14 protein-coding genes are annotated in these 14293 nt (G+C 42.5%); 6 read left to right on the top strand and 8 right to left on the bottom strand.

The window, feature by feature from the left end; genetic code table 11:
- Window positions 1–9: 9 nt before the first annotated feature.
- Window positions 10–2679: an MGH1-like glycoside hydrolase domain-containing protein gene (locus IQ236_RS09405; protein ID WP_193869024.1), complete on the bottom strand. Its 2670-nt coding sequence runs from the start codon at window positions 2677–2679 to the stop codon at window positions 10–12.
- A gap of 116 nt (window positions 2680–2795) precedes the next feature.
- Window positions 2796–3290 (bottom strand): DUF1269 domain-containing protein, encoded by a 495-nt coding sequence (locus tag IQ236_RS09410; RefSeq protein ID WP_193869025.1) that lies wholly within the window; start codon window positions 3288–3290, stop codon window positions 2796–2798.
- A gap of 340 nt (window positions 3291–3630) precedes the next feature.
- On the opposite strand from IQ236_RS09410, the gene clcA reads away from it, so the two are divergent.
- Window positions 3631–4977: a H(+)/Cl(-) exchange transporter ClcA gene (gene clcA / locus IQ236_RS09415; RefSeq protein ID WP_193869026.1), complete on the top strand. Its 1347-nt coding sequence runs from the start codon at window positions 3631–3633 to the stop codon at window positions 4975–4977.
- Window positions 4978–5064: 87 nt separating this feature from the next.
- Here clcA and IQ236_RS09420 read toward each other — a convergent pair whose 3' ends face one another.
- The 4 genes from IQ236_RS09420 to IQ236_RS09435 form a co-directional block, all read right to left on the bottom strand.
- Window positions 5065–5463 (bottom strand): hypothetical protein, encoded by a 399-nt coding sequence (locus tag IQ236_RS09420; protein ID WP_228041515.1) that lies wholly within the window; start codon window positions 5461–5463, stop codon window positions 5065–5067.
- Window positions 5464–5563: 100 nt separating this feature from the next.
- Window positions 5564–5893 (bottom strand): chaperone modulator CbpM, encoded by a 330-nt coding sequence (locus IQ236_RS09425; RefSeq protein WP_193869027.1) that lies wholly within the window; start codon window positions 5891–5893, stop codon window positions 5564–5566.
- Window positions 5890–6900, bottom strand: coding sequence for a DnaJ C-terminal domain-containing protein (locus tag IQ236_RS09430; protein WP_193869028.1), 1011 nt, complete (start codon window positions 6898–6900; stop codon window positions 5890–5892). Before IQ236_RS09430 ends, IQ236_RS09425 begins: the two co-directional genes overlap by 4 nt.
- Window positions 6901–7047: 147 nt before the next feature.
- Entirely contained in the window at window positions 7048–7794 is a 747-nt protein-coding gene (locus IQ236_RS09435; RefSeq protein WP_193869029.1) for a hypothetical protein, read from the bottom strand.
- Between the two features lie 267 nt (window positions 7795–8061).
- Between IQ236_RS09435 and IQ236_RS09440 the strand changes: the two genes are divergently transcribed.
- Both IQ236_RS09440 and IQ236_RS09445 read left to right on the top strand, forming a co-directional pair.
- Entirely contained in the window at window positions 8062–8280 is a 219-nt protein-coding gene (locus tag IQ236_RS09440) for a hypothetical protein (protein WP_193869030.1), read from the top strand.
- Between the two features lie 48 nt (window positions 8281–8328).
- Window positions 8329–9807: a response regulator gene (locus IQ236_RS09445; protein WP_193869031.1), complete on the top strand. Its 1479-nt coding sequence runs from the start codon at window positions 8329–8331 to the stop codon at window positions 9805–9807.
- A 102-nt stretch (window positions 9808–9909) separates the two neighbouring features.
- Here the strand turns inward: IQ236_RS09445 and IQ236_RS09450 are convergent, their stop codons facing one another.
- Together IQ236_RS09450 and IQ236_RS09455 are read right to left on the bottom strand one after the other, a co-directional pair.
- Window positions 9910–10311 (bottom strand): type II toxin-antitoxin system VapC family toxin, encoded by a 402-nt coding sequence (locus IQ236_RS09450; protein ID WP_193869032.1) that lies wholly within the window; start codon window positions 10309–10311, stop codon window positions 9910–9912.
- Window positions 10311–10541: a hypothetical protein gene (locus IQ236_RS09455; protein ID WP_072719010.1), complete on the bottom strand. Its 231-nt coding sequence runs from the start codon at window positions 10539–10541 to the stop codon at window positions 10311–10313. The genes IQ236_RS09450 and IQ236_RS09455 overlap by 1 nt, the downstream gene beginning before the upstream one ends.
- Window positions 10542–10752: 211 nt before the next feature.
- Between IQ236_RS09455 and IQ236_RS09460 the strand changes: the two genes are divergently transcribed.
- From IQ236_RS09460 to IQ236_RS09470, 3 genes are all read left to right on the top strand, one after another.
- Window positions 10753–12810: a PAS domain S-box protein gene (locus IQ236_RS09460; RefSeq protein WP_193869033.1), complete on the top strand. Its 2058-nt coding sequence runs from the start codon at window positions 10753–10755 to the stop codon at window positions 12808–12810.
- The gene (locus IQ236_RS09465; RefSeq protein ID WP_193869034.1) at window positions 12782–13162 is read left to right on the top strand and encodes a response regulator; all 381 of its coding nucleotides are present in this window, start codon (window positions 12782–12784) and stop codon (window positions 13160–13162) included. Before IQ236_RS09460 ends, IQ236_RS09465 begins: the two co-directional genes overlap by 29 nt.
- 371 nt (window positions 13163–13533) lie before the next feature.
- Window positions 13534–14253: a pyridoxine 5'-phosphate synthase gene (locus IQ236_RS09470; protein ID WP_193869035.1), complete on the top strand. Its 720-nt coding sequence runs from the start codon at window positions 13534–13536 to the stop codon at window positions 14251–14253.
- Window positions 14254–14293 lie beyond the last annotated feature (40 nt).

Genomic DNA, 14293 nt, shown 5'->3' on the forward strand with positions numbered 1-14293 from the left:
GAAAATTGACTAAAACAAAAGCATTTGCCCAAGCTGGTCATAAAAGGCTTTATCATTCACCTCCTGAATCAACTTGGCGACCAGTGCCGTCCATCCCGCTTGTTGACTGGCTCCCAATCCGATGCCATTGTCGCCCTGAAAATATTCATGAAACCGAAGTAAATCTCGCCAGTGGGGATCGTGTTGGAATTGGGGGATGTCACCGTATATCGGACGACCTTCTGCCCCCTTCCGAAACAAGTTAATCAGCCGTTGCGATAGTTCTTCGGCGACTTCCTTCAACGTCATCAGATTGCCTGATCCCGTCGGGCATTCCACGCGAAAATCATCCCCCAGATAGCGGTAATATCGCTGCATGGATTCAATCAGTAAATAATTCATCGGAAACCAGATCGGGCCACGCCAGTTAGAATTTCCTCCAAATTCCCCTGTGGTGGATTCGGCAGGTTCATAGTCGATTACATAGTCATGTCCCTGGTTATTTAAGTGATAGGGATGCTGTCGGTGATATTGTGATACTGATCGAATCCCATAGGGAGACAGAAACTCCGATTCATCCAGTAAATGTTTGAGGATGCGTTTGAGTTCTTCCGGTGTGGCAATGGCAGCCAACCGTCGTTCCGACTTGCCTTTGAGCTTCAGGGAAGCAATATGTTGGATTAAATCGGGACGACGTTGGATCAATTTTTCCATCCCCGCTTGAAAGTCGGGGAATTGTTCGAGAACTTCCGGTTCCAGGGTACAAACGGCCAGTAATGGGGCTAACCCGACTAGGGAATAGATTTTGAGCGAAATTTCTTGCCCATCCGGTAGCGTTAATGCACTAAAGAAAAAGCCTGCGGTTTCGTCCCAGAGGCTGAGATGATGATCGCCTCCGACCCGATCCATGGCTTGGGCAATATTGAGGAAGTGGCGCAAAAAACTCAAGGCTGTCTGGCGATAAACGGGATCGCTATGGCCTAACTCCAGGGCAATGATCATCATGTTGAGAGAAAACATCCCCATCCAGGCAGTCCCATCGGACTGTTGCAGATAACCTCCTGTGGGTAACGCGGCACTGCGGTTAAAGATGGTGATGTTATCTAACCCTAGGAAGCCACCTTGAAATAGATTTTTTTGATCTTTGTCTTCCCGATTTAGCCACCAATAGTAATTGGCTTGCAACATCTGAAACATCTGTTCAAGAAAGTTGCGATCGCCTTGTCCAGTTTTCTGTTTTTCATATTGATAAACCTTCCAAGCTGCCCAGGCTTGTACAGGAGGATTGACATCACTAAAACACCATTCATAAGCTGGAATTTGCCCCTGTAAACTGATAAATTGATCACTGCATAACAAGAGTAATTGTTGTTTAGCAAACCCAGGATCAATTAAGGCAAAGACAACGCAGTGAAACGACCAATCCCAAGCGGCAAACCAAGGATATTCCCATTTATCGGGCATCGAAATCACCGCTTTACTATAGAACGTTTGCCATTCTTTGTTTCGTCCCGTCAAGCGTTCGGCTGGAGGAGAAGGTTCTCCAGAATCACCCTGTAGCCAGGTATGGACGTCATAGTTATAAAACTGCTTACTCCACAACAATGCTGCAAACGCTTGTCGCTGAATGGTGCGATCATCCTCAGTTAACCCAGAAAATAAGTTCGTATAAAACTGATCGGCTTCCTGTTGCCGTTGGCTAAACGTGGCTGTAAATTCAGAGCCGAAAGCTGTTTCAAGAAGTTGATGGGTAAATCGCAGTTGCAGCGTCACTTGCTCTCCGCCTGTCAGGGTGAGATGATAGTGGGCTGCGGATTTGGTACCCATTTGGTCAGGGTTCACGGCTTCGGGTTGACCCTGAATTAGATAGGTGTGAAAGGCATCTTTGACATAAGCCGTTGGATTTTCGCCCCCAAATAAGCGTTTAAAATTCGTCTCATTTTCGGTAAATAAAAGCGAGGGACTCTTCCCGGAAATGCGATCGCAATATAGCCAATAGTCCCCATAGTTGGGATGATAAAGTTTAATACCCCCATTCGTTGCTGTTAGTTTTTGAGTCGGTTTAGAGGCTGTCCATGACCAAGTATTGCGAAACCAAAGGGTCGGTAAAACATCAATTTCGGCAGTTTCTTTGCCTCGATTCACAATATGAATTCGGATACAAATATCGTCTGGAGTCGCTTTCGCATATTCTGCGGTAATGTCGAAATAGCGATCATCATTAAAGATGCCTGTATCGATTAATTCATATTCCCCTTCTTGTCGGGTTCGGGCTGCATTAACATTAACTAATTCGGTATAAGGATAAGCTTGTTGTGGATATTTATACACCCAGCGCATATAAGAATGACTGGGAGTATTGTCTACATAAAAGTAATATTCTTTAACATCTTCGCCATGATTGCCTTGAGCATTCGTCAGCCCGAACAACCGTTCTTTTAAAATAGAATCCTGCCCATTCCAGAATGCCAAGGCAAAGCAGATTTCACCCGCAGCGTCGCAAAATCCCCCTAACCCGTCTTCACCCCAACGGTAAACCCTAGAGCGAGCATGGTCATGGGGAAAGTAATCCCAGGCATTACCATCAGGTGAATAATCTTCTCGTACCGTTCCCCACTGGCGCTCGCTTAAATAAGGGCCCCATTGACTCCAGACTTGTGATTCACTATTTTCTTGAACTCGCTTTTGTTCAGCGTTCATATCGTTAAATATTCGTTAAAACAGAAACCGGGTTTCTGACGAAAAAATCTCGATTGTATTGACAAAATCTGAACTCGAAACCCGGTTTTTTTGGTATAAAAACTAGCCTGCCCGAACTATTCCTCCACACCAAAGTCTGCCCGGAGTTTTGCTTCCTGCTCGTGGGTCAGGTTAGATTGAATTAATTCGCCTCGTTCTTCAGGCGTAAAAGCGTCTTCGACCTTATCAATTGTGACTTGACCCGTCAGCAAGAAAAGGGCGGAAGTTCCTTCTGTAACTTTGCTTTTGACATCGTTGATAAAGTCGTCATTAATTCCATAGTCTGTAAAATGACCTGAAAGCGCACCGATGGCGGCTCCCATTGCCATTCCCAGAAAAGGCATAAAGAAGATGAGTCCAAACAGCATTCCCCAGAATGCTCCCCCTAATGCTCCTGCTCCTGTTGTGTCCATCGCCTGATAGGTTTTAGGACGTTTGCGACCCTCTGGCCAAGAGACAATCGCCGCATCAAGAACCTGAATCAGTTCTTGTTTTTGCAGGTCTTCTAATTTACTGAGGGCATTATCTGCACCATCAGCCGTATTAAATTTCCAGACCGTCAATGCTGCCATAATTTAAGTTTTCCTTTGTTGAACGTTGAGACAAAACTGATATTTTGAATGATTTAGACATATCTTCTAAAAGCACTTGCAACTCTAACAAAGAAAAGTGACAAACTCAGGTCAATTTCACCCCTAAGTCAATTTTTTTCAAGAACTGCCTACCTTATACTTAACGCCACACTATCTAATTTTCATAACTTCAGCCACGACATCTTTTTCTTGCACGAGTTTGACACTTTTGTTGTGTAAACTTTTCCGGGGTTGTCCATTAATTGTTTAGCAAAATTGATTCCATTGGAACCCATTCCCATTTACCCTTGAACGGATCATTAAAGTCATTCCTGCGGCTATGGAATCTAAACCTAATCCTCAAAATATCAACCCACTGAACTCGATTTTCTTATCCAGACCTTTCAAAGCTATCCTAGGAAAACTTAACCCCATTCTATTTTGGGCGGCTCTAGCTGGATTAATGACCGGATTGATTGGGGGTAGCTTTCGGTTTCTGGTCTCCGTAATCCTAGACAACCGGGTGCGTTGGATTCATTCTTTAGATCAGATGCCTGGAAAGGGAGCGATGATCTCGATTGTTGTATCAGGGGTCATGGTCTATCTGGGGTTTGGCTTGATGCGACGCTTTTCGACCGACACCTCTGGTAGTGGTATTCCCCAAATTGAAGGGATGCTATCGGGGCATTTACCCCTAGTTTGGCAACGGGTATTGCCGATTAAGTTTGCTACGGGTCTTCTCATCCTGGGTAGTGGCATGGTGATGGGACGGGAAGGGCCAACGATTCAGATGGGCGGTAGTATCGGCAAGATGGTCAGCACTTGGTTTCCGGCTTCCCACGAACAAATGAGAGTGTTGGTTGCGGCTAACGCGGGAGCGGGACTAGCAACAGCTTTCAACGCGCCTTTGGCGGGAATTCTGTTTGTGTTTGAAGAAATTAAACCCGTGTTTGAGGATCAAGTTCATGCGTATCGAGCCATAACATTATCGTGTATTACCGCAACGATTGGACAGCAACTCATCTTGGGGACTGGGCCTGTTTTAAAACTGACTCAATTTGAAACGCCACCCCTCGCCTCCTTGTGGATTTTTGCCCTTTTAGGAGTTGCCTTTGGGATAATTGGGTATTATTTTAATGCGTTCTTAGTTAAAAGTTTAGATTTTTTTTCAAGTTTGCGGGGCATTCCCTATCAACTAACGGGGCTATTTGTGGGGGGTTTTATTGGGTTAATGAGTTGGCTTTATGCCCCAACAACTGGCGGTGGGGAAGAGATGATCATCTGGTCGTTTAATAATGTAGAACCTCCTGATTTTCTTTTATTATTATTTATGGTTCGATTTGCAATGACTATTCTGTGCTATGGGTCAGGCGCTCCAGGTGGAATTTTTGCGCCCATGCTTTCCATTGCAACTTTATTTTCTTTAGGGGTTGGTAAACAAATTTATCTTTGGTTTCCGACGATTTTACCTGATCATCAAGTCTTAACCATTACTGGGATGGGAGCGTTGGTTTCCGCCACCGTCCGCGCACCTCTAACGGCAATTTTATTGACCTTAGAAATGACCGCTAATTATCAGTTAATTTTGCCGATTTTAGTGAGTTGCTTTATGGCTAGTGCTACGGCTGAGGGATTGGGAGGAAGACCGATTTACTCAGTGCTTTTGGAACGAAGATTAAAGAAATGAAGTTGAATGATCATCCTAATGATAAATTTCACAAAGATCATCATTCAAATTATTTAGCCTATTATTAATCAGTAATTCATCCTAATATTAGTGACAAATTCCAGTAAAAGTTTGACCACTATGCTGAATCTGAATTACACTATAGTTACCCAATAAACTAAAACTAATGGGACTTCCAGCTTGAGATTTTCCACTAAAAGTATCGTTCCCTTGATAGGCTGTGGAGGCTAATCCAGCCGGCTGCATTTCTCCATTCATAGATTCATTGATGGTGACTGAAACAGGTTGTTTCTTCTGCATCGTATTGTCATCGATGACAGAGGTATAAAAGTAAATTTTATGACCTTGATTCGTCATGCCTTTGGCAACACAAATAATTCCATCTCCCAAACTGGGAGAGGCTGACGCGATTTGAATGGGAAGGCTAGGAAAAAGTAACACTGTTCCTATCGCTACAAAACTCAATTTGTTAAAAAAATTAAACATGATTTTGCTAGTCCATTCGATAGATAGACAAAATTAGGAGAATCATCACCATAATTGACTGGAGTTTATGGCAAAAAAGTGACAAAACCGTGCAAAATCATCATTTCTCAAAATTGTTACGGGTACTGTGGGATTCATAGGCTTGTAACAGTGCCTTGAGGCGAGCTATTTCCTGACTCATATCTAGCACCATCCTCGCCCCAATCCAATTAACGCTCAGATCTCGCCGCAGTCGTAAAATTTGGGTCAGGCGAGTAATTTCTCTGGCAGGTAACTGATCCTGTTCCGCCTCAATCACATTCAGAGCCACTAACCGACGTACCAACGTCACAGAAACTGCCGTCATAGTGGCTACCTGTTCAACGGTATAGCAACGCTCCTCCCCAGTAGCAGATTCGGAGGAAACTAAATCAATCATGTCTTCGTTCATAGCGTAATATTCTCCAGATTGGCATGGGGATTAAACGTTCGATGAGCGCGAATCGTTTCATAGCTGGTGCGCTCAATCTCACTTAAATCATTTTCCTTGGGAGCCACAATCATCAGTTTGACCAGTTGATCGGTACGCTCCCCTTTAAGTAATTTCCATCCCTTACCCCGCAACCTTAAGACCTGTCCTGATTTTACACCGGGGGGAATTTTCATCGTCACCAGTCCATCGGGTGTCGGAACCTGAAGGTCAGTTCCTAATACCGCTTCATCAGGGGCGAGATTAATTTCACAGGTAATATTCGTTTGGTCGTCCAGCTTAAAGAAGGGATGGGGAGCCAGATCAATCGTCACATATAGATCGCCGTGTTCTTTGGTAAAGGGATTCATTCGCCCTTTTCCTTTAATCCGAATCCGGCTACCTGGTTTGGCTCCAGGGGGAACCCGGACTTTAAATGAGGGTTCTCCTTCGAGTTGCAACTGTTTAACCACACCTTCAAAGGCTTCCGCTAGGGTTAGAACAATTGCCGCTTCAACGTCAGGTTGGGGCGCATAGCTATGATAGGGGGAACGATACCCCGGATCAAATTCGTCTGTCTCTTCTGGGTAGCCATCGCTGGTGTAATAACGATAAGCCCGACGACCTTGGCGATCGCCCTGACCATAACGATTCAACAGTTCATTAATAAAGTCATTAAAATCCCCATATTGTCCAAAGTCCGTATCCTCGTACTGGGTCGCGCCTGTCCCTGTCGGTGGCATTCCCTCCTGGGCATATTTCCAGTATTGTCCATACTGGTCATATTTCTTGCGGTTTTCTTCATTGGACAGAACTTCGTAGGCTTCGTTAATTTCCTTAAACCGTTCTTCTGCCTTTTTATCATTGGGATTGAGATCAGGATGATACTGACGAGCCAGTTTCCGATAGGCTTTCTTAATAGCGTCCTGATCGGCTGTTTTATCAACCCCTAAGATGACGTAATAATCTTTGAAATCTTGAGCAGCCATAATCAGTTATCAGTTGTAGGGGCGGGGTTTTCCCGCCCGTATTTATTTATCAAAGGAGACAGGAGGTTTTTACCAGTTACCTATCACCCATTATTAGTTAGAAGACCAGCAAAAATTGTCTGCGCCCCCTGCGCCCCCTGTTTCTAACTAGAGCATTCTTCCCCGTTTAAATTGAGCAATACCATTGTTTAAAGCACTTTCTAAGGGGGAAATTAAAGTGGCGATTAGCTGTTCTGACTGATTAAAGGTTGGGTTTTCCTCAATTAAGGAATTGAGGGCGGTTTTAAGAGCATCGTTCTGATTTTGTAGTGTTTCATAGATTGCCTTACATTCATCAAATTCCAGGGTAAAACCATCTATATTATCCCAGGTGAGATCCCCCAATACTTCACATCCGGGGAACGACTTTAACGTTGCTGCTAGATCCAACAAAAACGATGCTGACCCTAAATCCTGATAATGGGTTACGGGTGTTCCTTCTGTATTGGTCTGCACGCCGTAATAGGGGCCAGTGGTGGTATAAACCACATTCCACGCCCAGACTTCTCCAGGGGGAAGTTGAAAATGCTGTTCAAAATCCTGCTGGGTGGGTTGGTTATGATGGATGTAGAGATTGGGCGTTAAGGGTTGAATTTGCTGATATCCCCACAATTCGATCGCAGTCTCCCTAGGCGCAATATCATGGGGAATGCGGCTGCGTAATAGCTTTTCGGTTTCGTTGCAAAGGAAGTTGACGTGATCCTGTAGGGCTAAATGTTCATCATCCGTTAACTCCTGCTGCAATTGACTACGGATGGCATGAACCACTCCATCTTCGGCATTCCCTTGATGCCAAACCTGGCGAACGGTCTGTTCAATAAAGTGAAATCGCAGTTGTTCAAAGGCATAAGGCATAACAAAATCCTCGTAGTAATTCTAATGTTATTGTCATCTTCTTGTGCATTATTGATTTCTATTGTGCCAGTAATCTTGTATCTTGTTGATCAGCTAAACTCAAAGAAAATACCTCTTGAATTGTCACCACTTTGTTACTTTTGCCTGATAGAATATAAGACTTGCTTACAGATTAGTTGAAAAAAGTGAATTTCCTAGAGGAAAATTTACTATTTAGACGCTGATTTGAAGAAAAGATCTATCTAAAATTCATGAGGTTATAAGCTAATGTCTACTTCTAATCATCCTCAACCCAATGTAGATCCCAATACAGAGCCTTATAGCAATCCCCATCCTGAAGAAGTCGAAGATCCAAATATCGATCCCTATACCAATCCTGATCCCAATTTTAAGGCAGACCCTAACTTAGAACCCTATACCAATCCTCATCCTGAACCCGTTAAAGACCCCAATATTGATCCCTATACCAATCCCGAATCTGAATAGGAAATTTTTATTAATTCCTATTTAATAAAAGTGAAGCTTCGGGATAATATGCGAATTCTACTGGTTGAAGATGACCATAATTTAGCTCAAGCCTTGAGTGCCGTTCTCAGTAAACACAATTATATTTTGGATGTTTCAACTGACGGTGAAATGGGTTGGGAGATGATGAATATCATTTCTTATGATTTAGTTCTACTAGATATTATATTGCCGAAGTTGGATGGGATTAGTTTATGTCGTCGCTTACGAGAACAGAATCTACAAGTTCCGGTTATGCTGATGACAGCAAAGGATTCCATGACCGATAAACTAATTGGATTGGATAGCGGAGCCGATGATTACTTAATAAAACCCTTTGATATCCAAGAGTTGCTGGCTCGAATTCGAGTATTTTCTCGTCGATTAACAGAACAATCAACAATCATTTTTTCCTGTGGAGATATTCGTCTCAATCCTGAAATGCGACAAATTACTTATCAGGGGCAAGTTTTACCCTTTAGTCGCAAAGAATATTTATTAATAGAATTATTTATACGCCATCCTTGTCGTGTTTTTAGCCGAATGGATATTGTTGATCATCTTTGGTCATTGGATAAACTGCCTACGGAAGATACTGTAAAATCCCATATTCGTCGCATTCGCAATAAATTAAAAGCTGTGGGAGCAGAAGATTTAATTGAAACTTTGTATGGACATGGTTATCGAATTAATCCCAGTTTTTTACAGGATTCGTCCTCTCGTTCTGCTTTGTCTGCGGAGCAAGGAAAAGAATTAGAAGATGCGATCGCTCAAATTTGGCAAAATATTCGAGAAGGAGTGTTTAATCACCTTCAAACATTAGAACAAACTGTAACCAGTTTGCAATCTCAAATCCTCGATCAAAATCAACTACAAACCGCCCAAAAAAGTGCTCATCAGCTTGCAGGTACAGTTGCTACCTTTGGTTTTGAAGCCGCTTCTTATATCGCTAAGGCAATCGAAATCCTATTAGAGAATCATACTCTAAATCTAAAAAATACCTATTCCCTAACTCAATTAGTCACAACTTTACGGCTAGAGTTAGAACAACAACCCATTAATTGTGTTCATGAAGAAAATACTTTTACTCAACTCAATTCTTCCCAGGATTTGCTTTTAGATACTCAGCCGATCCGGATCATGGCAGTTGATGATGATGCCACAATTCTCATCTTAGTTAAACAAATTCTTGAAAATGAGGGAATTCAAGTTACTACCTTAGAAAAACCAACAAAAATTTGGGAAACCTTAGAAAAGGTTCAGCCCAATTTGTTAATTTTAGATATTAATATGCCTGAGATCAATGGATTAGAGATCTGCCAACTTATTCGAGAAACAGCACAATGGAGTTGGTTACCCATTCTAATTCTGACCGTTCAAACGGATCGCCAGACCGTACAACAGGTGTTTGCCTGTGGTGCAGATGACTATTTAGCCAAGCCCATTGTACCAGAAGAACTCTCAACTCAAGTTTGCAATCGTATTCGACGTAGCCAAAGACTGAAGTAGTAATCAGTCATGTTATTGCTATTACATATTTCTTGTAAGAGTTGAATTGCAACAAACCATAACGTTTGGTGAGTGTGCTGTTCGCTTACTCATCCTACCAGCTTACCAAATTGTTACTAAACTAGAAGATTTTATTTTACTATCTCGGCTAATAATGGGGATGTTATAGTAAAGCGCAGTAGCAGCAATTAGCCGATCTGGTAAATCAGGAATTTCATCTCGACTAACTTGTGCTAAAATTAGAGCAATATTTTGATCAAGAACAATAGGATTTAATACAGAAGTATCTTTATTAATTTCGGTTAATAGTTTATTTAAGGTTTCATTCGGTATTCTTTGCTTCTCTATCAAATAAATAATTTCAACAATAGTAATCATAGAAAATCCTACCCAATCACCATTAGCCGCAAGATTATCAATTGTTGAGCGCGCTGTTTGTGAAAGACGAGAATCAGCGAAAATATACCAAATAATAGTATGAGTATCAGCGATCGCCTTTAACATTATATATCCTCTCTCTCAAAGCCTAACCCTATCTCCTGACGAACTTGATCAATATCTTCTGCTGAGGGAGCTTGTCCTAAATCAGCACAAATTCCCCATAAAGAACGGCGAGGTTTAATTTCAGTTGGAATTAATTCTTTTTCAACATCGGGTGCGATCGCTTGAATTAAACGCATTTTTTCCAAAGCGGAAAGTTGTTTTGCTTGTTGAATTACTTGTTCTAAAGTCATGCCTAATATTTGATTACCTCAAATAGCTTATTTTAAGGTTATAACTCCCTCTATTATATCGTTTTAGGGGAGTAAGCGCAAACGCAAGCATTTAAAATAGTTTTGAGAATATGAACAAACAGCTAACCCTGTTCTAATTGTTAGACTGGATCAGATTGGTATCAGTCCTAAACCCCTTAAAATTGATAGGGGTATGAAGGAGAACGTCAGGATGGACGATGATGCCAAGACCAAAACCGAATTAATTGAAGAGTTGCAAGCCCTGAGAGCCGAGGTAGCTATGCTGAAGCAAAAGTCCGGGGTCTTGCAGTCATCTGAACTACCCCATCAAGAACTGATCCAATCAGAGCAATTGTTTGCAGGCTTTTTTAATGCGGCAACTCAGTCTAACGTGGGATTATTCATCGTTGACAAAAACTTACGATTCCTCCATATTAATCAAGTCTTAGCAGACATCAACGGGTATTCTATTCCGGATCATTTGGGTCAATTATTACCCGATTTGTTACCCGAACTTGCCCCGACCCTAACACCTTTACTGCAAACTCTCATTGAAACAAAACAGCCGATCTCAAATTTAGAAATATCGGGTTATGTACCCAGTCAACCGGGGGTTTTACGACATTGCATCAACTCTTTTTTTCCGATTTCCAGCACTGCGGGTGATGTGATTGCGGTGGGTGGTATTGTCCTAGAAATCACTGAGTATAAACAAGTCATTGAGGCATTGCGGCAGAGTGAATTTAATCTGCGGACTGCCCAGAGAATTGCCCATGTGGGCAGTTGGCAATGGCAGCAAGACGATGAAAAGATTATCTGGTCTGAGGAAATCTATCGCATTCACGGACTTGATCCCAACAGTGCTGTACCGGATGCCCAAAAGCGAGATAAATATATCCATCCTGATGATTTAGACATTTATCAAGCCATGCTTAACGCATCAGTCAGAGGGGAGCCTTATGAATTTGATTTGCGAATTATTCGTCCAGATGGAGAGATACGCTACATCGAAGCGAGGGGAGAACCTGGGATTTTTAATGAGCGAGGGGAACCGATTTTGTTATTTGGCACGGTACTGGATGTAACTGATCGCAAACGAGTAGAAGCCACCTTGCAAGAATCGAATCGAAGATGGCGAAGTCTGTTAGATCAGGTACAACTGATGGTGGTGGGATTGGATGCTCAAGGGGTGGTGGAGTATGTCAACCCTTTTTTCTTGCAAGTTACAGGTTACAAAGAGTCAGAAGTTATCGGTCAAGAGTGGTTTAAAACCTTTGTGGTTCCTGAAGAATGGCAAGTATCACGAGCCCATTTTGTTGATTTACTGGAGCAGCGCGTTCCTTATTCCCATTATCAGAATAGAATTATCACCAAATCTGGGGAAGAACGAATCATTGTCTGGGATAATACCGTTCTGCAAGATACAACTGGAAATCCAATAAGTTCTTACTTAAATACCAGAGTAATTGGTATTATTGGGATTGGTAAAGATATTACCGAACAGCATAAATTGGAGCGACTCAAAAGTGAGTTTGTCTCTATTGTTAGTCATGAACTGCGGACTCCCCTAACTTCTATGCAAGTTGCTTTGAGTTTACTCGATCAACAATGGGTTGATCCGACATCGGAAGACGGACAAGGGATGATTCATGTAACGGCCGAAGGAGTTGATCGCTTGGTGCGTTTGGTGAATGATATCCTCGATTTAGAACGGCTTGAATCCGGTAAGGTTCACATTGAAAAACAGTCTTGTTACCCTAGGGATCTGATTCAGACTGCCATCAACCAAATGAAGGACTTGGCAAATCAATCCGATATTCAGTTTGAGGTGTCTGTGGTCTCCTATCCAATTCAGGCTGATCCGGATCGTCTTATCCAAGTTCTAACTAATTTACTGAGTAATGCGATTCGTTTCTCTCCTTGCGATTCGATTATTAAAATTCAGGTAGAGAGGTTTTCTTCTATGTCTGTGGATGATTTATCTCCTGTCACCTGTTTACAGTTTATGATTCAGGATCAAGGGTGTGGCATTCCCAGTCATCAGTTAGAAAGTATTTTTGAACGATTTCAGCAATTGGATGCTTCTGATTCGCGCTCAAAAGGCGGAACAGGTTTAGGATTAGCAATTTGCCGGAGTATTATTGAACAACATGGAGGACGAATCTGGGCAGAAAGCAACTTAGAAATCGGAAAAGGGAGTTGTTTTTATTTCACTTTACCCATTTTAGAGGGTGATCAAGATGGTAAAGAAACGGATTTTATTGATTGATGATGAACCTGGAATTCGTCAAGTCCTCCCGGTTGCATTTCGAGTGATTGCTTCCTGGGAAACAGTCGTTGCAGAGTCTTGTCAAGCTGGTATTGCTCTGGCTGAAACTGAACCCCTAGATGCGATTTTGCTGGATGTGATGATACCTGAAATGGATGGGATTACTGCTTTTAATCAAATGCAATCTAATCCTATCATTCGGTCAATTCCTACTATTTTGCTGACGGCTAAAGCACAAGCAAGTGATCGGAATCAGTTTGCTCAATTAGCGATCGCTGGAATTATTACTAAACCTTTTAAAGCACCAGATGTAGTCAGTCAAATTCGATTCATTTTGAACTGGCATGATTAATTAATATGAAATCTTTAAATGTTTGCTACGCATCTGTCCCCTGTAGAGACGCGCCGGGGCGGAGCCATGCCGTAGGCTTTTGGCGCGTCTCTACTAGCCATGCAACGTCTCTACAGGGGATTTAGACGATTATCTGTAGTATCAATTTCAGGATTTTATATAAGATACTTTTTCCCCAAAATAATATAGCACTACGCATTACAGTGTTTGACATTTCTAAATCCAGCAAACTCATTCCCAATTCCCAATTCCCAATTCGTAATTCGTAATTCGTAATTCCCTGTTCCCTCTTCAAGTAGCACTATAGACTTGACCTGAGTTGAATTGTTTGGCAAGGTGAAAGACGGTATAACAACAAGGAGAAAAGACAATTGCCGACTTTAGGAGTCAATATTGATCATATTGCGACCATTCGCCAAGCCCGTCGCACCGTTGAACCCGATCCCGTTGCGGCGGCTATTATTGCTGAATTAGCGGGGGCTGATGGCATTACGGTACATTTACGCGAAGACCGACGCCATATTCAAGATCGAGATGTGCGATTATTGCGACAAACAGTAAGAACCCATCTGAATTTAGAAATGGCGGCGACCGATGAAATGGTAGCGATCGCATTGGACATCAAACCCGACTATATTACCTTAGTTCCTGAACGTCGGGAAGAAATTACCACCGAAGGGGGGTTAGATATTGCGGGACAAATTCCTCGGATGACCGATGTTGTTAACACTCTACAGGGTGCTGGAATTCCGGTGAGTTTGTTTATTGATGCCAACCCCCAACAAATTGAAGCCTCAGCGCAAGTTAAGGCGAAATTTATTGAACTGCATACGGGATGCTATGCGGAGGCGAAAGGGGAAGACCAAGCCAGAGAATTAGAGATTTTAGCCACTGGATGTCAGTTAGCCTTAGAAGCGGGACTGCGGGTAAATGCGGGTCACGGGTTAACTTATTGGAATGTTTACCCCGTTGCGGCGATAGAAGGGATGGAAGAACTCAACATTGGTCATACAATAATAAGTCGGGCAGTTCTCGTTGGCCTGGATCAGGCTGTTCGAGAAATGAAACAAGCGATAAACGGGAAACTCTAACCCCCAAATCGTCCCATTGCAGCATTTACAATGATTAACC

This window comes from Planktothrix mougeotii LEGE 06226, assembly GCF_015207485.1.
GTDB lineage: Bacteria > Cyanobacteriota > Cyanobacteriia > Cyanobacteriales > Microcoleaceae > Planktothrix.